The organism is Pseudomonas sp. LM13, from assembly GCF_041381355.1.
In the GTDB taxonomy this organism is placed as follows: Bacteria; Pseudomonadota; Gammaproteobacteria; order Pseudomonadales; family Pseudomonadaceae; genus Stutzerimonas; species Stutzerimonas frequens.
Map to the genome: position 1 here is coordinate 46515 of NZ_JACBXH010000002.1, position 19319 is coordinate 65833.

The window sequence follows — 19319 nt, forward strand, 5'->3', positions numbered from 1 at the left end:
GCGCTGGTAGATGCTGCTACAGCGAGGGAGTCCAGGTGACGGCGAATAGCGCGGTGCGGCCCGCCTCGCGATAACCGTAATTCTGTGACGGATCCCACCAATTAATTCCGTCTGGACGGTTGTAGGTCGCCAGCGCGTAGTCGCTGTCGAACAGGTTGTTGACCTTGGCTTCCCAACGCAGCTCTGAGTGGCTCTGCCAGGCCGCTCGGACATCGAAAGTACCGTAGCCGGACAACTCGCGTGTATTGCTGGCGTTGTCGTAGCGGGAGCTGGAAATATGCCAGCCGGCCCCGGCTGATAGCGTGCCGAAAGTGCGATCAAGATCGACGCTGAGCGTGCGCTTTGCACGTCGCGCCAGCGTATGGCCGCTGTCCCGATCGCGAGGATCAATAATGCTCACACCAATATTCGCCTGCCAGCCCAGCAGCTCGCGTGCCGCACTGGCTTCGAAACCATTGATCCGTGCCTGGCTGACGTTTCCCATCCGGTTTTCGCCCCAGGCGATCATGTCTTCCACGTTCGTACGATAGAGCGCAGCTTCAAGCTGGGTATCGTCGAGTTCAGCGCGCCATTGCAACTCATAAGTCTTCGAGGTCTCAGGCTGGAGGTCCGGATTTGGTCCCCACAACGGCGGTCCGTAAAGATCGGAGAATGTCGGAGCGCGGAAGCCTTCGCCGTAGCTCAGAATCCAGCGCTGCGACTCGCCCACTGGCAGGCTGACCGCGGCATTCCAGCTGTTGTGGCTGCCGAACTGCTGGTTGTCATCGTGGCGTAGACCCAACTCGGTGCCGAAACGCTCGCCATGGAAACTGTGCTGGGCAAAGAAAGCCAAATTGTCGCGGCTGTCTTCCTGAAAGACCGCGGTGGAATCGAGTTGGTCTACATACCAGTCGCCGCCGACGCTCAGTTGGTGGCGCTCGCTCAATTGCAGCCGATTGATCCAGGCCGCCGAATGACGCGTGGTTTCCAACAGGGTGTTGTTCCACTCGCTGCCGGCGCCGACGGCGTGATTACGATCGAAGCTGCGACCCAGTTCCAGACGGCTATTCCACACGTCGGTCAACTGACCGTCCAGGTAGCCGCTGTAACTGCTGACCCGAAACTCATCCTGCGGCGTTCCGGGTTCGAAATCATTGGCATCGTCATACTCGTTCTTGCCGCGCTGGTCGTTGAGGCTCAAGCCCGCTTTCCAGTTTGCATCGAACTGGTGATCCAGCTTCAGGTGCAGTGCCTTGTTGCGCTGGCCATCGTTGTCCCGATCGGCGCCGCGGTTGTCGCGGGTGATATCGAAGCCGTCGCGCTCATCGAGGCTGGCGCCGAGGTGGACGCGAGTCTGTTCCGTTCCGGCTGCCAGGCTCAGGCTGCGCTGGAAGGTCTGGTCGCTGCCGGCGGCCAGGCGGACTTCCGGGTTTATTCCGGGTTTGCCGCCACGGGTAAAGATCTGGATGACGCCACCAATGGCATCCGCACCGTAAAGTGAGGAGCGCGGGCCACGGATCACTTCGACACGCTCGATGTTGTCGATAGCCAGGTAGTCGAGGCGGGCGAAACCGCTGGTGGCTGAGGCAATACGTTGGCCATCGACAAGTACCAGTGTTTGCGCGGTGCCGGTGCCACGCAGCGACAGCGACGGCAAGCCACCGGCGCTACTCACCTGCACGCCCGGGACCCGACGCAACAGCTCGGGCACGCTGCGTGCCTGCAGGCGTTCGATATCGGCGCGAGTGACGACGGTATTGGCTGCCGTCGCCTGGGCGCGGGGTTCGGCTTGGCGGGCCGAGGTGATGAGCATACTCGGCAGTTCCTGCTCGGCGTCGGCAGCAAACACCTGCACGCCAGGCAGCAGCGCCACGGCGAGGGCAAGTCGGGACAGTTTCATTCTTGGAATTCCTCAAAAGATCGCAGACTTTTGAGGAGGGCAGGAACAAGCGCGGGGGATGACGGGCAGCAGCGCTTGACGGTGCTGCCCTCCGCAACACCAGTCGAATCCGTCAGGCCGGTCTCCGGGCTTTCGACGCGCATCACGCTCACCTTCCCATGTCGGAACACAGTGGCTGTCGAGCGGACGGCGATCCCTGAGGATCGCGGTCGATTACCGTTGCGGGGGCAGCGCCGGCCTTGCTCTTCGAGCGCACCGGCTTCCCGTTTAATGCGGACCTTGCGGTCGTGCACACCTTGGCGGATAAGAAAACGCGCGAACCTTACGGCCGATGCTGGCGAAACACAAGCGGACCGATGGCCGCAAGGTCTGCCAGCCCGGCGACCGCTAGGACAGCCCGCCGACGATCTTCAGCCCGCTCTGCCCGTTGCCCTGGCGCTGCACCTGAATCTGCACCGGTATGCGTTCGTGCATCTCGGCCACGTGGCTGATCACTGCCACCTTGCGGCCCTGGGCCTGCAGCGAATCCAGCGCGTCCATGGCGATCTGCAGCGACTCGGGATCGAGGCTGCCGAAACCTTCGTCGATAAACAGCGACTCGATCTTCAGCTTGCTCGACGCCATCGAGGCCAGGCCCAGTGCCAGGGCCAGCGAGACGAGGAAGGTCTCGCCGCCGGACAGCGAATGCACCGAGCGCAGCTCGTCGCCCATCTCGGTATCCATCACCAGCAGGCCCAGCGGACTTCCGCCGCGCTTGAGCCGATAACGGCGGGCCAGCTGACGCAGCTGCACGTTGGCGTGCTGCACCAGAAGATCCAGGTTGTAGGCCTGGGCGATCTTGCGGAAGGCGCCGCCGTCGCTCGAGCCGATCAGCGCGGCGATGCGCCCCCAGCGCTGCATTTCGGCGCGCGCCTCGTCGATCTGTGCCAGCAGCGCGTGGCTCTGGCGGCGGCGCTTGTCGTCGTCGAGCAGCGCGGCCCGGGTTTCGGCGCAGCGCTGCTCGGCCTGTTCGCAGCGGTGCAGCTGTTCGGCATGTGCCTGTTGCAACTGCTCGGCTTCCGGCACCTCGGCCTGTTGCTGCTGGTGGCTGGCCAGCCGATTGAGGCAGCCATCCAGCCGTTCGCGGCAGCGGGTTAGGGTTTCGGCGTTCTGCTGCAGGCGCTGGCGCGCCTCGGCCAGCAGCGCGTCGTCCATCTGCAGCAGCTGGGCGAGGATGGTGTCGTCCAGCGCCGGATGGGCGGCGCGCCAGGCGCCCAGTTCCGCGTTCAGCGCGTCGCGTTCCTGCTGCAATTCGGCGTGGCGCTGGCGGCAGTTCTGTTGCTCGCTGTGCAGGCGTGTCAGGCCAAGTTTGCTCTCGTTGAGCTGCTGATCGATCCCGGCCTGGGTTTGCCGCGCAGTCTGGATGGCCGCGTCCAGCTGATGTTGCCAGGCGCTGGCGCTGCTTTGCTCGCCAAGGCTGGTCCGCAGCGCCTGCTGGCAGGCGAGCAGAAGCTTTTCGCGCTCAGCCAGCCGCACGCTGCAGCCTGCCTGTTTCTCCTGGCGATGGCGCTGTTGCAACTGTTCGTCGCTGCGGCGCTGTTCGCCCTGGCGAAGCTCCTCGCTCAGCTCGGACTGCGCCTGCAGCTGCTGCAGCCGCGTGGCGATGCTGGCGTCCAGCTGCATAAAGGTCTGCGCCGGGTCTTCGCGCCAGCGCTGCAGTTGCTCGACGGGCAGCAGTTCGGCAAAGGCCGCCAGCTCCTCGTCGAGCTGCTGGCTGTCGCGGGCCAGAGCATCGCGCTGGCGCGCGAGCCGTTGAGTCGCCTCGACACAGGCCTCGCGCGCGGCCTGCCAGGCCTGCTGCAGGGTTTCGCTGCGCTGTTGCAGCGCGAGCAGTTGCTGCTGACGCTGGCTGGCGTTGGCGATCTGGTCTTTGAGTGTCGTCAGCTGCGCTTCCAGCCATTGCGAACGCTCGGCTTCCGGCTGCTCAAGCAATCGCGAGTGTGCGGGCAGGGCGAGCAGGCGCGGTGCCAGGGCCTGCAGCTGCGCCTCGACTTCGCCCTGGCGTTGTTGCGTCTGGCGCAACTGCGTGCTGAGCGCGACATGGCGATCGCGCAGCTCCTGCAGACGCTTATCATGTTCCTGTAGCGCCTGCTGCGCACGCTCGGCCTCGCTGTTGTCGTGGCGGTCGAGACTGGCGACCAGCGCTTCGGTGTGCTGCCAGGGATGCTCGTCGCTGCCGCAGACCGGGCAGGGCTCGCCGGGAACGAGCGCCGCGCGCAGCGCTTCGACATTCTCGCTGCGTGCCAGACGTTGGCGTTCAAGCAGGGCGAGGGTGACCTTGAGCGCCCGCTCGGCAGCATCACGGTCACTGCGAAGCTGTTTGCCCTGCGGTACCAGGCTGTCCAGCTCGGCCTGCTGGCGGATGTGGGCGTCGCTCAGTTCGCGCTGGCTGCCGGTGAGCGTGAGCTGCTGCGCCCAGAGTTCGCGCAGGGCCTCGGTTTCGCGCTCGGCCTGGCGCCATTCGTCGAGCTGTCGATGCAGACCGGCCAGCTGTTCGGCCAGCCCTAGTTCGCTGTCGCGCTCGTGTTGCAGATTGTCCAGCGCCTCGCGCGCCTGGCTTTGCCGGGTTTCGGCAGCCTTGGCCTGTGCTTCCAGTGCCGGGAGTTCGCTCTGTCCTTGCTGCAGCCGTGCCGTCAGCTGGACGGCCTGTTGCAGACGCGGACGGTAACCGTCCCATGCCGCACAGAGTGGTTGCAGGGCTGCAGTCGTCTCGAGTTGCTGCGTCAGCGTTGCTAGCTGTTCGGCGGCGCGCTGTTGCTGCTCGGCGAGCTGCTTGAGCGTTGCCTCGCCGGTGCTCGCCGCGGCATCGGCCTGGACGCTTTCTTCGCGGATCGAGGCGAGGTCGGCGTTCAGATGCTGTAGGCGTTCTTCTTCACGGCGCGCCTGGCCGAGCCGCGGCTCGGCGTCCTGGCGCGCCTGTTCGGCTGCACGCAGGTCGTTGCCGGCCGCTTCGCACTCGCTCTGCAAGGTGTCGAGACGTTGCTGCAGGCTTTGCGCCTCGTGCTGCAGGCGAGCGAGGCTGTCGGCGGCCTTGCCCAGCAGCGGTTCGAGTTCCTGCTGGCGGAGAAAGCGGTGGCGCTGCGGTGCGAGCCGTTCGAACAGGTCGAGAATACGGCGGGCCTCGGTCAGGCTCTCGCGCTCGCCTTCGGCGTCCTGCAGCTGCTGGCGTGCGGCTTCGCGCTCGTTTTCCAGGCGCTGCAGTTCGCTGAGCCATTGCCGCTGGGCTTCCAGCTCCTTGAGCTGCTGTTGCAGCTTTCTCAATTCTTCGAGCTGGGCCTGATGTTCGCGCTCCAGTACTTCACGCTGCTCGGGCTCCAGCGGCTGCAGGCCGCCGGCCTGCTGTTCAAGGCGAGTCAGGCTCTCCTTCGCCTGCTTGGCGGCCTCGAACGCGGCCTGGCCGAGGCGACTGTAGAGGCCGGTATCGGTGAGCTTTTCCAGCAGGGTGCCACGCTCGTTGTCGTCGGCCTTGAGAAAGGCGGAAAACTCGCTCTGCGCCAGCAGCACGGCGCGGGTGAACTGGGCCAGGGTCAGCCCCAGACGCGCTTCCAGCAGTTCCTTGAACTCGCGCTTTTTACCGCTGGCCAGCAGCGTGCCGCTGTCGAGATCGGTGAGGCTCTGGCTGCTGGCCTGCAGACGGCCGTCGATCTTTTCGCGGGCGCGCTTGACCTCCCAGCGCGCGCGGTAGCGGTGGCCGTCGACACCGACGAAATCCACCTCTGCGCAGCCGCTGCCACAACCGCGGCGCAGCAGGTTGCGCTCGTCGCCACCGCCGATCTCGGCTTCGACGTCGGGAACCTTGTTCAGCGGTGAGACGCTGTCGAGCCGTGGCGTGCTGCCGAACAGCGCCAGGCACAGGGCGTCGAGAATGGTGCTCTTGCCGGCGCCGGTCGGCCCGGTGATGGCGAACAGCCCGGCGCTGGCCAGGGGTTCGGCAGTGAAGTCGATGACCTGTTCACCGGCCAGCGAGGCCAGGTTCTTCAGGCGGATGGCGAGGATTTTCATCGATCGTCCTCTTCATGGGCGAACTCGACTCGTTGCAGCAAAGTGGCGAAATCGTCCAGCGCCTGCTCGTCCGCCGGGTTGCCGTACTGTTCTTCCCAGGCGCGGGCGAACAGCTCCTGCGGGGTGATCTGGTCGAGGCCGAGCAGCACTTCCGATTCCGTCTCGCCGCGCTTGCCGGTGTATTCACTGGCGATGCGCACCAGTCGGCAGGCCTTGCCGGTTATCGCGGTTTCGATGCGCTGGCGCAGGTCCGGCAGCGGTTCGTCGAGCAGTACGCGTACCTCGAGCCAGGGCAGGTGTTCGTCGAACAGACCGGTGGGCGGCAGCGCTTCCAGCGCGGTAATGATTTCGGCCAGGGGCGCGCGGCCGATGCGGATCATTTCCACCGCACGCGGCACCGCCAGGCTGTCGACCTGTTTCAGGGCCTCGCCATCGAGCTCGACGAGCAGCACCTGATGCGGGTAATTGACCTCGGCGAAGGACAGCGGCAGCGGCGAGCCGCTATAGCGGATGCGCGCCTGCCCGGCGACCTGCTGCGGCTTGTGCAGATGGCCGAGGGCGACATAGGCGACGGACTCGGGAAACAGGCTGGCCGGCAGGGCCTCGGCATTGCCGATGACGATATTGCGCTCGGACTCCCCCGACACCGCGCCGCCGGCCATGTGCGCATGGCTCATGGCAACCAGCGCCTGGCCGGGCTGGCGCACGGCCTCGGCGGCGGCGATGAGGCGTTCATGCACCTGGCGAATGCCGGCCATGTAGTCGTCGCCCAGTTCCAAGCCAGTGACCTCGGCCGGGCGCAGGAAGGGCAGGGTGAGACACCAGGCGGCGGTATTGCCATTGGCGTCGTGCAGCGGCACCAGCAGCCGCTGATGGTCGAGCTGGCCCTCGGCGACCCAGCTGATGCGGCCAACGGCATGGGTATTGAGGCGTTTCATCAGCGGCGCCGGCAGCTCGATGCGCCCGCCCGAGTCGTGGTTGCCGGCGATCATCACGATGTCCAGCTGCGGGAGCTTTTCGTGGGCGTGGACGATGAAGTCGTAGAGGCGCTCCTGGGCCTTGAGTGGCGGGTTGACTGTGTCGAACACGTCGCCGGCGATTAACAGGGCGTCGGCGCGGTGGGCTACCAGCTGGTCGAGCAGCCAGGCCAGGAACTGCGCGTGCTCGTGGTCGCGGTCCTGGCCGTGGAGGGTCTGGCCGAGGTGCCAGTCGGAGGTGTGGATCAGGCGCATGCGAGGGAGTTTTCTTCGTAGGTGTCGCGACGGGCCGCGGCTGGGTGGAGGAGGCTGGGCGCAGCGTTTGTGCAGCGTATCCGTAGGCGCGGAGGAGCGTGTCGAGTCTCTGCTGGCGAAGCTTTTGGACGTTGGCTTCGCGGGATACAGCCTATCGCGGTGATGGGAAGGTGCATTGGTTTCGCCCTGCTGGGCGAGTCCCTTTTGGCAGTCGCCCCAAAAGGAACCAAAAAGTCTTGCCCCTGCATCCGGGTCTCGCTGCGCTCGACTTCCCTCATTCCATCCACGTTCCGGGGGCCGGCGTACAAGGGCCATCCATGGCCCTTTACGCCTCTCGCGGCATCCATGCCGCTCACTCCTCTCCACGCGGATTCCATTCGGCCTCCTGAAAGGGGCGTTCGGCGTCGCCTGGCAGATTTTTGACTGGTAAACGAGCGAAGCGGCCTCCCGCTATTAATAAACTTACAGACGGCTCGGTCTCGAATCCCCTTCAGGAGGCCGAGCGTAGGTGCTGCGCAGGGGGGCGCGAGGCATGGATGCCGAGCGAGGAGCGATGGGCCAGGGATGGCCCTTCGCGACGACCCCCGGAGCAGCGCCGGAGCGAGGGAAGTTTTGCGAAGCAAAACCCGTATGTAGGGGTGGCCTTCTTTTTGGTTACTTTTTCTTGGCCAGACAAGAAAAAGTGACGCGCCGTGCAAGGCGCAACCTGCAGGTCGGGCCGAGGAAAGCGCGGCGTCGTACGCATAGGTCTGCGCCGGCAACAGTTCGTGAGCAAGCTCGCTCCTGCAAGTGGCCACGTTACGCCTAACCCTCACGAGTACAACCACCCCTTCAACGCCTGCAGATTCCCCACCTGCAGCTGCTGCGCCGCCGCATTCGCCTGCACGGTATTCGGGTCGATGCCGAAGCGCTGCAGCACGTACTGCACCAGCGCCCCGCGCGTCTCCACCGGCAGCTGGCCCTCGACCATGCCGAAGTCCACCTCGATGATCGCCTTCTGCGCCGGGCTCAGTCGTGCATCCGGCTCGATCAGCACGGTTACCGGTGTGTTCCACGCCTCGTCCTGCTCGCGGGTGTGTTCGCTTTCGTCCATCAGGTCCGGCTCGCCACGGAAGCGGCTGAGCACGAAGTCGCGGTACGCGCGGTTCTTTTCGCAGTAGGCCCGCACGTGCCAGCGCATGCCGGTGAAGACCAGTGTGTGGGGGGCCATCACGCGGATTTCCACCTCCGGGTTGGCCAGCGAGACGTACTCGCTCTCCAGCCGCAGCCCCTCGCGGCAGGCCTGCAGGATCGGCCGCAGCACCTCGGGGCGGATGCTGCGGTCCGGCACCTGCAGCACTTCCGTATGTGCATAGGCCAGCGCCAGGCCTTCGATGTGCGGGGCGCGCACGCGGTTCTGGTCGAGCAGGTGCAGGTAGGCGCTGGCGCTGCCGTCGATGAACAGCGGCTGGAAGGTCTTGCTCGGCTTGTAGCCCTTCAGGTGGCGGTCATATGTCAGGTTTTTCGGCGCATGTTCGTTCAGGTAGGTATTGATGTCCTTCGAGGCCTGCTGGCGGCTGATGCCGAAACTCTGCATCAGGTGGCCCGTGGTCAGGCGGCCTTCCCACCAGGCAATGGTCTCGATCAACCGGTAGCGCAGCGCCAGGTCCCAGCGTATCTGACTGATCGATTGCTTCCTTTTCATCGCCGTTGCACCTGTACCAAAGGTTTACATGCCTATGTCGAGCGGGTCGACGTGTCGCGCAACGCTACATATATTCAAGGCGTGTTTCAACTCGATACGGGTGACCGACATGAATCTGCTGATCGCTGCACTGACATGGTCCGGCGTGGCGTTCGTCGCGATGGCATTGCTGGCCTGGCTGGCGTACGCCGACGGCGAACGAAAGGGCTGAGACAGGTTGCAGTTTGTTGAAGGCTGAACGCTTCCCGATGGACGGCTGGAATCTCCGAGCCTGGTACAGGGTCTTTGTGTCAGGCTCACCTGTAGAGATGCTCCATGAAGACTTTGTCCCGTCACCTGGCCGAAACCTTCACTTCGCAATACCGCACCCGTGTCGAACCGAAGGCGGATGGCCGTCTGGAGGTCCATGTCGGCTACCCGATCAACGGCACCCACGCCACGCGCATCGTCGCCGGGCACCAGGTTCAGAACACGCTGCTGGTGGAAACCATCCTCGAAGACATGCGCAACGAACTGGCCCGCCCGCAATAGTCCCGCTTAGCGCATCGCGGGCAGTGCGATACGCACGCGCAGCCCGCCCAGCGGACTTTCCTCCAGGCTCCACTCGCCACGCCACGCCGTCAGGATATCGCTGACGATCCCCAGCCCCAGGCCGTGGCCTTCTGCGCGCTCGTCCAGCCGCACGCCGCGGTTGATGACCATCTCCCGTTGTTGGGTTGGAATGCCCGGCCCGTCATCGTCCACCAGCAGCACGAAGCCGTCGCGCGATCGCTCGATGGTCAGCTCGACGCGGCTGTTCGCCCACTTGCAGGCGTTGTCCAGCAGGTTGCCCAGCAGCTCGAGCATGTCCTCGCGATCACGCGGCAGGCGGCAGCCAGCCGGGGCGTGCCAGCGCAGCTCGAGGTCGGAGCGGTGGATCATCGCCAGGGTGTCGAACAGCGCCGGCAGTTCGGCGTCGCAGTCGAAATGGGCACCGGGCAGCACATCGACCGACAGCCGCGCGCGACCCAGCTCGCGGCTGACCCGTTGCTGGATCTGCTCCAGCTGCTCCTGCAGGCTGGCCTGCAGTTCGGGGTGGGCGGCCAGTTCGTCGCGTTGCACCAGGCTGCCGAGCACCGCCAGTGGCGTCTTCAGCGCATGGCCGAGGTTGCCCAGTGCGTGCCGTGAACGTTGCAGGGTCTCCTCGGTGTGGCTGAGCAGATGATTGATCTGCTCCACCAGCGGCTGCAGTTCGACCGGCGCCTGCTGATCCAGTTGCTGGCGCTGGCCCTGTTGCAGCTGGGCGATCTGCTGCCGGGCACGCTCCAGCGGGCGCAGCGCCAGGCCCATGGCGTAGCGCTGCAAGAGCAGCAGGGCGAGCAGCGCGAAGCCGACCAGTCCCAGGCCGCTCAGCCGCACGCGGGCGAAGCTGTCGAGAATCGGCGTGTAGTCCTGCGCCACGCTGATGACGATTGGCTGTCCGTCGCGGCGGTACTCGGCGCGGTAACCCAGCAGGCGCTGGCCTTGCGGGCCATCCATGAGCTGCTCGGTCAGCCCCGGGCGCTCCGGCCATTGCGGCGTGGCGTCCCAAAGCGAGCGTGAGCGCCAGGTGCGGCCGGGCAGTTCGATCTTGAAGTAGTGACCGGAAAACGGCCGCTGATAACGTGGGTTGAGGCGCTGCACATCCAGCTGGTCGCCGTTCGGTCCTTTCACCAGAGCGATCAGCAGCCCCTCGGTTTCCTCGCGCAGGTCGGTTTCCAGGCTGCGCCGGAGGCCTGACTCGAACAGCCAGAGGCTGGTCTGCACCAGCACCAGCGCCACCAGCAGCAGGGTGGCGATCAGCGCCAGGCTGAGGCTGCGCTGGATCGACTTCACGGCTGGCCGCCGAAGCGATAGCCCTGGCCGCGGCGCGTTTCGATCAGCTCGCGGCCGAGCTTGCCGCGCAGCCGGTTGATGTGCACCTCGATGACGTTGGAGTCGCGTTCGGTTTCGCCGTCGTAGAGGTGTTCGGTGAGCTGGGTCTTCGACAGCAGCTGGCCGGGGTGCAGCATGAAGTAGCGCAGCAGGCGGAACTCGCCGGCGGTCAGTTCGATGTCCTTGCCGTCCTTGCGGCAACACTGGCGCGATTCGTCCAGTTCCAGGCCGCCAGCCTGCAGCAGCGGCTGGTTGGCCAGGCCGTGGGCACGGCGCAGCAGCGCCTGGATGCGCAGCAGCAGCTCCTCGGGATGAAAGGGTTTGGTCAGGTAGTCGTCGGCACCGGCCTTGAGGCCGTCGATTCGTTCGGCCCAGGAGCCGCGGGCGGTGAGGATCAGCACCGGCGTGGTAACGGCGGCGGCGCGCCAGGCCCGCAGCACCTCCAGCCCCGGCTTGCCGGGCAATCCGAGGTCGAGAATGATCAGGTCGTAGGGCTCGCTGGCGCCCTGGTATTCGGCGTCTCGGCCATCGGCGAGCCAGTCGGTGGCGTAGCCCTGGCGGTTGAGACTGGCGATCAGTTCATCGGCCAGCGGCACGCTGTCTTCGACCAGCAGCAGGCGCATCAGTCTTCCTCATCCTTGATCAGGCGACCGTCGCGAGCATCGAATTCCAGCTCGCGGGCAGCGCCCTGGGTGGTGAGCAGTTCGATTTCGTAGACGTACCGGCCGTCTTCCTCTTCCAGCTCCGCTTCCAGCAGGCTGGCCCCCGGATGGTGCTCAAGGGCGCGCTGGAGCAAGGCTTCCAGCGGCATGATGAGGCCTTCGCGGCGCAGCCGCAGGGCTTCGTCCTGATCCAGGTCGCGGCTCACCGCCGGGGCGGCGGCGAGCAGCAGAACCAGTGGCAGCGTTACAAGAAGAGGGGCACGCATGGGTGGCCTTTAGTCGTCCTGGTGGTCCTTCAGCACTTCGCCGGTCTTGGCGTCGAGCTCGACGTCCCATTGCACACCTTTGTCGTCGCGCAATTCAAGCTGGTAGACGTAGCGGCCGTACTCTTCTTCCAGCTCGGTTTCCTCGACGGTGGCGCCGGGGTGCTTGGCCAGGGCCGCTTCGTTGAGCTTCTCGAAGGACTGGATGGTGCCGGCGTCGCGCAGCTTGAGCGCTTCGTCCGGACCGATGTCCTTGGCCAGTGCCAGGTTGGCGCCCAGGGCGAGGGTGGCGGCGGTGAACAGAGTAGTCAGTGTTTTCATGGTGTTGATTCCTGTGGTTGGTTTCGACGGTTCACAGGTTACGAGCGCTGGCTTAAATGAAACTGAATGTCATCCGCCGGCTACGAATGCACCGTTCGAGCGAGGGCACCGAGCGCCCCGGCGACTACGCTTGCAGTGGTTCATCAGATGACGGGTAGCGCCATGAAACCTCTGTCGTTCGCGCTGTTGGCGGCGCTCTGGCTGAGCAGCGGCCACGCCTTGGCAGAAGACCTGCTCAAGCCCTCCACGGCTGCGCCAGCGGTAGACGATGTTCTGCCCGGTGACGGTCTGGAAGCCGCCGCCACTCACCTGGCCTACGGCGTGATCCGCGAGCTGGACCGGCACCAGGGCAGTGTCACCATCGCCCACGAGGCGATACCGGAGCTGAAGTGGCTGGCGATGGTGATGCCGTTCAAGGCCAGCGCCGCTCAGCTGCAGGGGCTGGGCGTGGGCGATGCGGTGGAGTTTCGCTTCACCGACGGCGAGATGGACCCGCAGATCGTCAGCATCCGGCGGCGTTAGCTCAGCGCCGCGTCTGCTCGTGGCAGCAACCGGCGGCCGGCTCCGTTCGCCCGTCAGCGGCGACGCGATCATCGCTGTCGTAGCGGTCATGCAGACGGACCCAGTCGGTAAGGTCGTGTCGCGGGCCGGTCTCGTTGCGGCCGTTCGGCGTCATGTCCAGCAGCACGTAGGTACCGAGCAGCTCTTCGGCGCCGCGACCAAAGGCCGAAAAGGTGTGGAAGATCTCGCCCTGTGTGTCCCGGTAGAAGACGCTGAAACCCGACAGCTCCTCGCAGACGAAGGGCTGCCAGGCATAGTTGTAGAAAACCTTGCCCTCGACGATGTCCTCGTCATCGAAGGAGACGTGAAAGTCGCGGTTGAACGAGTTGCCGGCCGACGACAGCCAGCGGAACTGCCAGCCCATACGACGGCGGAACGCCTCCAGCCGCTCGAATGGCGCGCGGGAGATGGCGGCGAAGCTGACGTCATGATGCAGCAAGTGCAGCAGCGCGCCGCCGATGTGATCGGCCTCGAAGGAGCAGCCGACGCAGCCCTCGCTCCAGTCCGGGCCGAACATGAAGTGCTTGATCACCAGCTGGCTGCGGCCCTCGAACAGCTCGCTCAGGCGAACCGCGCCGCTGGCGTCGTGAAAGCGGTAGTCCTGGGTGATGCGCCGCCAGGGCAATTGCCGGCGCTTCTCGAAGAGTGCGTCGCGTTGGCGGGTGAGCTGCTTCTCCTCGCGTAGATGGGCGCTGTGGGCGGCGAGCCAGTCCTGGTCGGATACGACCTTGTGCGTTGTCATGGCAAAAACCTCGTGCATGGATATCGGGGGTGGGAGGGGGCCCGCGTCGCGCGGCGATGGCCCTGTGAAGGAGTCGTCTGGCGCTCGCTGAAATCGACACAGCGCCGGCGAATGCACACCGCGGCGGTTGAACTTAGCGGCCGCCGCTGGGCTCGTAATTCAGGCAGGGGCCATCCACGTGGCCCGATCCGATTCCGTACGCAGAAGGAAAAACGAGATGTACAACAAGACACTGACCGCCGCGTTCGCTGTCGCCGTCCTGGGTTCCGGTGCGGCTTTCGCTGCCGACAAGCCCGGCGCCGACTGGATCACCCTCGAGCAGGCCGTGGAGAAGGCCAACGCCGCCGGCTACACCGAACTGCACGGCATCGAGGCCGATGATGATGGCTGGGAAGGCGAGGGCATGAAGCAGGACGGCAAGAAGTACGAGTTCAAGATCGATGGCCGTACCGGCGAAGTGACCAAGGACAAGGAAGACTGAGCCTGCGCGTTCATCTCGCCTGGCGTCTTCGCTGAGCGCATCGCCTGCCCCCTGGCGGCGCTGCGCTCAGCAGCCACTTGCCACAGCGCTCCCGCAACGGGAGGCCGCTACTGACAGAGCAGGTATCATCCACCTCCCTCGTCGCTACCGTGTAGCTGCATTCATGTCCGCTTCCAGTTCCCGCCCCAGCACCCTGCATCTGCCGCCAGGCGATTGGCCTACGGTGCTCGACTGCCTGTGCGCGCACTTCCCTGCGATCAGTCGCGCTACCTGGCTCGATCGCATCGCCCGCGGCCGCGTGCTTGATGCGCAGATGCAGCCGATCGATGCCGCGCAGGCCTATCGGGTCGGCATGCGCATTCATTACTTTCGCGAAGTGCCGAATGAGACCCCGGTGCCGTTCGAAGAACGCATCCTGCATGTCGACGAGCATCTGGTGGTAGCCGACAAACCGCACTTTCTCTCGGTGATGCCGGCCGGCGAATACGTCAACGAAACCCTGCTGGCGCGGCTCAGCAAACGGCTGGGTAACGCCGATCTGGTGCCGATTCATCGTATCGATCGGCTCACCGCCGGTCTGGTGCTGTTCTCGGCCAACTGGAAAAGCCGTGGTGCCTACCAGGCGCTGTTCCGTGAGCGGGAGATCAGCAAGCGCTACGAGGCAATCTGCCCGGCGCTGCCACATCTCGAATTTCCCCTGCGCCGACGCCTGTGCATGGTGCCGGGCGACCCCTTCTTCCTGATGCGCGAAGGCGAGGGTGAGCCGAACAGCGAAACGCTGATCGAGGTGCTCGAACGGCGCGGCGACCTCTGGCGCTACGGGCTCTCCCCCATCAGCGGCAAAAAGCACCAGCTGCGCCTGCACATGGCCACGCTCGGCGCCGGTATCTGCAATGACCCGTTCTATCCCGAGCTGCTCGAGCGCAGCGAGCGTGAGGCCGACGACTATGTGCGGCCACTGAAGCTGCTGGCGCGTGGATTGCGCTTTAGCGATCCGCTGAGCGGAGCGCTGCGCGAATTCGAGAGCACGTTGCAACTGGACTGGTAACGGCGGTGCACCTTCGCGGCATTGGCGAGTCTCAAATCCAAGACAGCCCAGCCACTGGTGCAGCCATGCCCGAAGGTCCTTCCATCGTCATCCTGCGTGAAGAAGTCGCGGCATTCGCCGGGCGCACCATCGAACGTGACGAGGGCAGCGCCAAGATCGACATGGCCCGGCTGGCCGGTCAGGTGGTGCGTGGCTTCCATAGCTGGGGCAAGCATTTCCTGATCGAGCTGGACGACGTCTCCGTCCGCATCCACCTGCTGCTGTTCGGCAGCTATCGCATCAACGAGCGCAAGGACGCCGTAGCACGGCTGAGCTTGGGCTTTGCCAACGGCGAGCTGAACTTCTACGCCTGCTCGGTGCAGTTGATCGACGGGCCGCTGGATGCGATGTACGACTGGAGCATGGACCTGATGAGCGACGCCTGGAGCCCGCGCGCCACGCTCAAGCGGCTGCGCGCACGTCCGCGGCTATTGGCCTGCGATGCGCTGCTCGACCAGACGCTGTTCGCCGGCTCCGGCAACATCATCAAGAACGAGGTGCTCTATCGCATCCGCGTGCACCCGCTGTCGCTGATCGGCGAACTGCCCCCGGCCAAGCTGCGCGAGCTGGTGCGCGAGGCGCGCACCTACAGCTTCCAGTTTCTCGACTGGAAACGGGCCGGCGTGCTCAAGGCCAACTGGCTGGCGCACGGCAAGAACACCTGCGTGCGCTGCCGGATTCCGCTGATGAAGGCCAAAGAACTGGGGCGCAGCCGGCGCCGGGCGTTCTTCTGTGAGCGCTGCCAGAAGCGCTACGGCGATTCAGCGCAGGTGGCGCTTGATGAGCCGAGCGTGGGTGAGGGGTAGGGTGGACAACGGCACAGCCTTGTCCACGCGGCTGATCCGTCCCACCGAGTTGGTTCGCAGGGTTTCGGTGGAAAAGCTGCGCGTTTTCCACCCTACGGTGGGCGCGGCGTTGGGGTGCAGTCGGTCGGGCCAGGCAGGGTGCTCGTAGGGTGGACAACGGCAGCGCCTTGTCCACGCGGTTGATCCGTCGCCACCGAGGTGGCTCGCCGGGTATCGGTGGAAAAGCTACGCGTTTTCTACCCTACCTGTCAGCGCAGCAGCGGCCTGAGCGCCTCGGCCAGCTGCGGCGCCATGCTCACGGCGTTGCTTTCATGGGCGATGCAGTCGGTGCTCCAGACGTGCCCGACGCCGGCGGCGCGGATCACCTGCAGGGCATCACCGGCGAACAGCGCGTGGGTCACGGCCACGTCCACCGAGGCGGCGCCAGCGGCCAGCAGTTTCTGCGCGGCCTCGGCAAGGGTGCGCCCGGAGCTGGCGACGTCATCGAGCAGCACCACGTGGCGCCCGGCGAATTGCAGGTCCGGCAGGGCGATCTCCACTTGATGGTCGCCATGGCGCAGCTTGTTGCACACGCCATGTTCGAAACCATGCTCGGCGGCGGCCGCCTCGATCCATTGCAGCGCCTCGGCATCCGGGCCGATCAGCAGGGCATCGGGATGCCGCTCGGCGATCAGTCGCGCCAGCGCCGGGGCCGCGCAGAGGGTGATGGCATCGGCCAGCGGCACCGCTTCCTGCAGGGTGGCGACGCGGTGCAGGTGCGGGTCGACGGTGATCAGACCATCGAACTGGCCGGCCAGCAGCTGGCCGATCACCCGCTGGCTGACCACCTCGCCCGGGTTGAAGGCGATGTCCTGGCGCATGTAGGCCAGATAGGGCGTGACCAGGATCAGTCGCTTGGCGCCCAGGCGCCTCGCTTCGCCGGCCACCAGCAGCAGCTCGACCAGCTTTTCGTTGGGGTGGTCGAGGCCGCGGTAGAGCACCAGCTGTTCGGCGATCGCTTCGCCTTCGGCCAGCGGCAGGCGCAGGCGCAGCTCGTCATCGGGAAAACGGTGGCGCTCGACTGAGGCGGCGGGCAGGCCGGAGGCTTCGGCCAGGCGCAGGGCGGCGGCGCGCTCGTCATCGAAATACAGCAGCTGGCTTTGCATCAGAACTCCACGAATACGGTTGGGACCTGCTCGGGGCTGCCGAGGCTGACGCCGCTGGCGCGTTCGGTGGCCTGGCGGGCGAAGGCGAGGTCGGCGGGAAAGTCCGCGTAAACGCGATACAGACAGTCGCCGGCCCGCACCGGTTCGCCGAGCTTGCGCAGGATGTCCACGCCGGCGCCCTGCACCTTGGGTGCGCCGGCCAGCCGGGCGATGCGTGCCAGCTGCAGGTTGTCGATGCCGGTGACCACCGCGTCGCAGTCGGCCAGTACATCGAAGCTGAGCCGTGCCAGCGGCGGATGGTTGTGATCGAACGGCTTGCCGCCCTGGGCGGCGATGATCGAGCGCATCTTCTTCAGTGCCCGCCCGGAGTCGAGGATGTCACGGGCGATGGCATAACCGTCGCCGCCGCGCACATCCGGATCGAACTCGAGCATGCGCCCAGCCAGGCGCAGGGCCTTCTGACGCAGGTCGATCGGCGCCGCCGGGTCGTTCTGCAGCACCTGCATCACGTCGCGCGCCTCCAGTACCGGGCCGATGCCATTGCCGATCGGCTGACGACCGTCGGTTATGACCACGTCCAGGGTCAGGCCCAGGCGCGTGGCGACGAACTCGAACAGCTTGCGCAAACGTTGCGCCTCGGCCATCGAACGCACCTTGGCGGTCGGGCCGATGGGGATGTCCAGCAGCAGGTGGGTGGAGCCGGCGGCGATCTTCTTCGACAGGATCGAAGCGACCATCTGCCCCGGCGAGTCGATCGACAGCGGGCGCTCGACAGCAATCAGCACGTCGTCAGCAGGCGATAGCTCGCTGCTGCCGCCCCAGGCCAGGCAGCCGCGTTCCTCGCGGACCATTTCGCAGAGTCGCTCGAACGGCAGTTCGACGTTGGCCAGCACCTCCATGGTGTCGGCGGTGCCGGCCGGCGAGGTGATCGCCCGCGAGCTGGTCTTCGGGCAGAGCATGCCGTGGGCGGCGACGATCGGTACCACCAGCATCGAGGTGCGGTTGCCCGGGATGCCGCCGATGCAGTGCTTGTCCACCACCGGGTGCTCGCGCCAGTCGAGCCGGCGGCCGACGCGGATCATCGCGTCGGTGAGAAAGAAGACCTCCTCGCGATCCAGCTCGCCCTGGTTGCAGGCGACCACGAAGGCGGTCAGCTCGATCTTCGAGTAACGGTGCTCGGCGATGTCGCGCATGATCGCCAGGAAGTCATCGCGGCTCAGACGTTCGCCGGCGATCTTGCGGTGCAGCGCCGGGATCGATGCGGCCGGCTCGGCCTGGGCGATCGCCGCGGGTACACCGGCTTCGGCGCCGAGCTGGGCGAAGGCATCTTCGGACAGGCCCAGCTCGTCGCAGCCGACGATGCTCGGGTCGTCCACCAGGTTGAGGCTGGCGAGGATGCGCCGGCCGTTGACGCGTATCTCCACCTTGGCCAGCGCCTGAAAGCCTTCGGCGCGGCAGGCGGCGCAGTCGCGGTGCAGATAAGCGACGTTCTCGCGGTAGGTGTCGATGGCGACCCGTCGCAGCGCCAGGTGCATCGGGGCTTTGCCGTTGAGCGACGTGTCGCTGGAAATGCTGGTCATGCGGGCGGTTTCGCTGGGAGGGTAGTTGCTATCTAGCCCCAGCGCTGCGGGCTTGCCAAGCGGCCGCGCAAGTTTTGCTCGTGCGCTTTGCCGCAGGTCAATCCACGGTTAGCGTGCGGCCCAGCCACCATCCATGTTCCATGCCGCGCCGCGTACCTGATCGCCGGCTTCGCTGCAGAGAAACAGCGCCATGGCGCCCAATTGGGCAGGGGTGACGAAATCCAGCGACGGTTGCTTCTCGGCCAGCAAGTCGTGGCGGGCGCGTTGCTCGTCGCCGCTCTCCCGCGCGCGCTCGTCGATCTGCTGCTGCACCAAGGGGGTCAGCACCCAGCCGGGGCAGATGGCATTGCAGGTGATCGGCGTGGTGGCGGTTTCCAGCGCGACGACCTTGGTCAGCCCGACCAGCCCGTGCTTGGCGGCGACGTAGGCGGCTTTCTGCTCGGACCCCACCAGTCCATGCACCGAGGCAATATTGATGATCCTCCCCCAGCCGCGCTGGCGCATGCCGGGCAGGGCCAGGCGTGTGGTGTGGAACGCCGAGGACAGGTTGATGGCGATGATGGCGTCCCAGCGCTCCACCGGAAACTCCTCCACCGGTGCCACGTGCTGGATGCCGGCATTGTTAACCAGGATATCGACGCCGCCGAAGTCGCGCTCGGCATAGGCGAACAGCTCGACGATCTGTGCCGGATCAGCCACGTCCGCACCGTGGTGGCCGACCTTGTGGCCATGGCGGCCGACTTCAGCCAGCGCCGCCGAGGCATCGCCGAAGCCGTTGAGGATCAGATCGGCGCCGGCCTCGGCCAGCTTCAGCGCAATGCCCAGCCCGATGCCGCTGGTGGAGCCGGTGACCAGTGCGGTCTTGCCTGTGAGGTTCATGGTTTCTCCCGCTTGGTGGCGACCGCACGGGGCGGCGCCTTTGTTTTTCTTGTTGTCGGAAGG

17 protein-coding genes and 1 riboswitch are annotated in these 19319 nt (G+C 65.8%); of the genes, 5 read left to right on the forward strand and 12 right to left on the reverse strand.

Translation table 11 applies throughout. The features are described 5' to 3' along the window. Positions 1–16: 16 nt before the first annotated feature. The 4 genes from HZR81_RS02995 to HZR81_RS03010 form a co-directional block, all read right to left on the reverse strand. Positions 17–1879 (reverse strand): TonB-dependent receptor domain-containing protein, encoded by a 1863-nt coding sequence (locus HZR81_RS02995; protein ID WP_500127279.1) that lies wholly within the window; start codon positions 1877–1879, stop codon positions 17–19. A gap of 98 nt (positions 1880–1977) precedes the next feature. Beyond that, positions 1978–2194: riboswitch (cobalamin riboswitch) on the reverse strand. A 72-nt stretch (positions 2195–2266) separates the two neighbouring features. After that, positions 2267–5920: an AAA family ATPase gene (locus tag HZR81_RS03000; protein ID WP_500127280.1), complete on the reverse strand. Its 3654-nt coding sequence runs from the start codon at positions 5918–5920 to the stop codon at positions 2267–2269. Further along, positions 5917–7152: an exonuclease SbcCD subunit D C-terminal domain-containing protein gene (locus HZR81_RS03005; protein WP_500127281.1), complete on the reverse strand. Its 1236-nt coding sequence runs from the start codon at positions 7150–7152 to the stop codon at positions 5917–5919. Before HZR81_RS03005 ends, HZR81_RS03000 begins: the two co-directional genes overlap by 4 nt. 811 nt (positions 7153–7963) lie before the next feature. Then, positions 7964–8836: a helix-turn-helix transcriptional regulator gene (locus HZR81_RS03010; RefSeq protein ID WP_500127282.1), complete on the reverse strand. Its 873-nt coding sequence runs from the start codon at positions 8834–8836 to the stop codon at positions 7964–7966. Positions 8837–9151: 315 nt separating this feature from the next. On the opposite strand from HZR81_RS03010, the gene HZR81_RS03015 reads away from it, so the two are divergent. After that, positions 9152–9367, forward strand: a complete 216-nt coding sequence (locus HZR81_RS03015) for a hypothetical protein (protein WP_014595808.1) — start codon at positions 9152–9154, stop codon at positions 9365–9367. 6 nt (positions 9368–9373) lie between these two features. Here HZR81_RS03015 and HZR81_RS03020 read toward each other — a convergent pair whose 3' ends face one another. From HZR81_RS03020 to HZR81_RS03035, 4 genes are read right to left on the reverse strand one after another with little or no spacing between them, the layout of a single operon-like run. Then, positions 9374–10690 carry a sensor histidine kinase gene (locus HZR81_RS03020; RefSeq protein ID WP_500127283.1) on the reverse strand — a complete coding sequence of 439 codons (1317 nt, stop codon included), beginning with the start codon at positions 10688–10690 and terminating at the stop codon, positions 9374–9376. After that, the gene (locus tag HZR81_RS03025; protein ID WP_500127284.1) at positions 10687–11352 is read right to left on the reverse strand and encodes a response regulator transcription factor; all 666 of its coding nucleotides are present in this window, start codon (positions 11350–11352) and stop codon (positions 10687–10689) included. Before HZR81_RS03025 ends, HZR81_RS03020 begins: the two co-directional genes overlap by 4 nt. Continuing rightward, on the reverse strand, positions 11352–11657 hold the full coding sequence (locus tag HZR81_RS03030; RefSeq protein WP_500127285.1) for a PepSY domain-containing protein: 306 nt from the start codon (positions 11655–11657) through the stop codon (positions 11352–11354). The genes HZR81_RS03025 and HZR81_RS03030 overlap by 1 nt, the downstream gene beginning before the upstream one ends. Positions 11658–11666: 9 nt before the next feature. Then, a complete protein-coding gene (locus HZR81_RS03035; RefSeq protein WP_063544129.1) occupies positions 11667–11975 on the reverse strand; it encodes a PepSY domain-containing protein in 309 nt (102 codons plus the stop codon). Between the two features lie 162 nt (positions 11976–12137). On the opposite strand from HZR81_RS03035, the gene HZR81_RS03040 reads away from it, so the two are divergent. After that, positions 12138–12497, forward strand: coding sequence for a copper-binding protein (locus tag HZR81_RS03040; RefSeq protein WP_500127286.1), 360 nt, complete (start codon positions 12138–12140; stop codon positions 12495–12497). 1 nt (position 12498) lies between these two features. Here the strand turns inward: HZR81_RS03040 and HZR81_RS03045 are convergent, their stop codons facing one another. Continuing rightward, positions 12499–13278, reverse strand: a complete 780-nt coding sequence (locus HZR81_RS03045; protein WP_500127287.1) for a DUF899 domain-containing protein — start codon at positions 13276–13278, stop codon at positions 12499–12501. Between the two features lie 217 nt (positions 13279–13495). On the opposite strand from HZR81_RS03045, the gene HZR81_RS03050 reads away from it, so the two are divergent. The 3 genes from HZR81_RS03050 to HZR81_RS03060 all read left to right on the forward strand — a co-directional run bounded on the left by HZR81_RS03050 (position 13496) and on the right by HZR81_RS03060 (position 15652). Continuing rightward, positions 13496–13759, forward strand: a complete 264-nt coding sequence (locus HZR81_RS03050) for a PepSY domain-containing protein (protein WP_500127288.1) — start codon at positions 13496–13498, stop codon at positions 13757–13759. Between the two features lie 163 nt (positions 13760–13922). Then, positions 13923–14807: an RluA family pseudouridine synthase gene (locus tag HZR81_RS03055; RefSeq protein WP_500127289.1), complete on the forward strand. Its 885-nt coding sequence runs from the start codon at positions 13923–13925 to the stop codon at positions 14805–14807. A 65-nt stretch (positions 14808–14872) separates the two neighbouring features. Further along, positions 14873–15652, forward strand: coding sequence for a DNA-formamidopyrimidine glycosylase family protein (locus HZR81_RS03060; protein WP_500127290.1), 780 nt, complete (start codon positions 14873–14875; stop codon positions 15650–15652). A gap of 248 nt (positions 15653–15900) precedes the next feature. Here the strand turns inward: HZR81_RS03060 and HZR81_RS03065 are convergent, their stop codons facing one another. The 3 genes from HZR81_RS03065 to HZR81_RS03075 all read right to left on the reverse strand — a co-directional run bounded on the left by HZR81_RS03065 (position 15901) and on the right by HZR81_RS03075 (position 19256). Beyond that, the gene (locus HZR81_RS03065) at positions 15901–16797 is read right to left on the reverse strand and encodes a ribose-phosphate pyrophosphokinase (RefSeq protein ID WP_500127291.1); all 897 of its coding nucleotides are present in this window, start codon (positions 16795–16797) and stop codon (positions 15901–15903) included. Continuing rightward, the gene (locus tag HZR81_RS03070; RefSeq protein WP_500127292.1) at positions 16797–18377 is read right to left on the reverse strand and encodes a thymidine phosphorylase family protein; all 1581 of its coding nucleotides are present in this window, start codon (positions 18375–18377) and stop codon (positions 16797–16799) included. Before HZR81_RS03070 ends, HZR81_RS03065 begins: the two co-directional genes overlap by 1 nt. Before the next feature lie 108 nt (positions 18378–18485). Continuing rightward, positions 18486–19256, reverse strand: coding sequence for a 3-hydroxybutyrate dehydrogenase (locus tag HZR81_RS03075; protein ID WP_500127293.1), 771 nt, complete (start codon positions 19254–19256; stop codon positions 18486–18488). Positions 19257–19319: the final 63 nt, after the last annotated feature.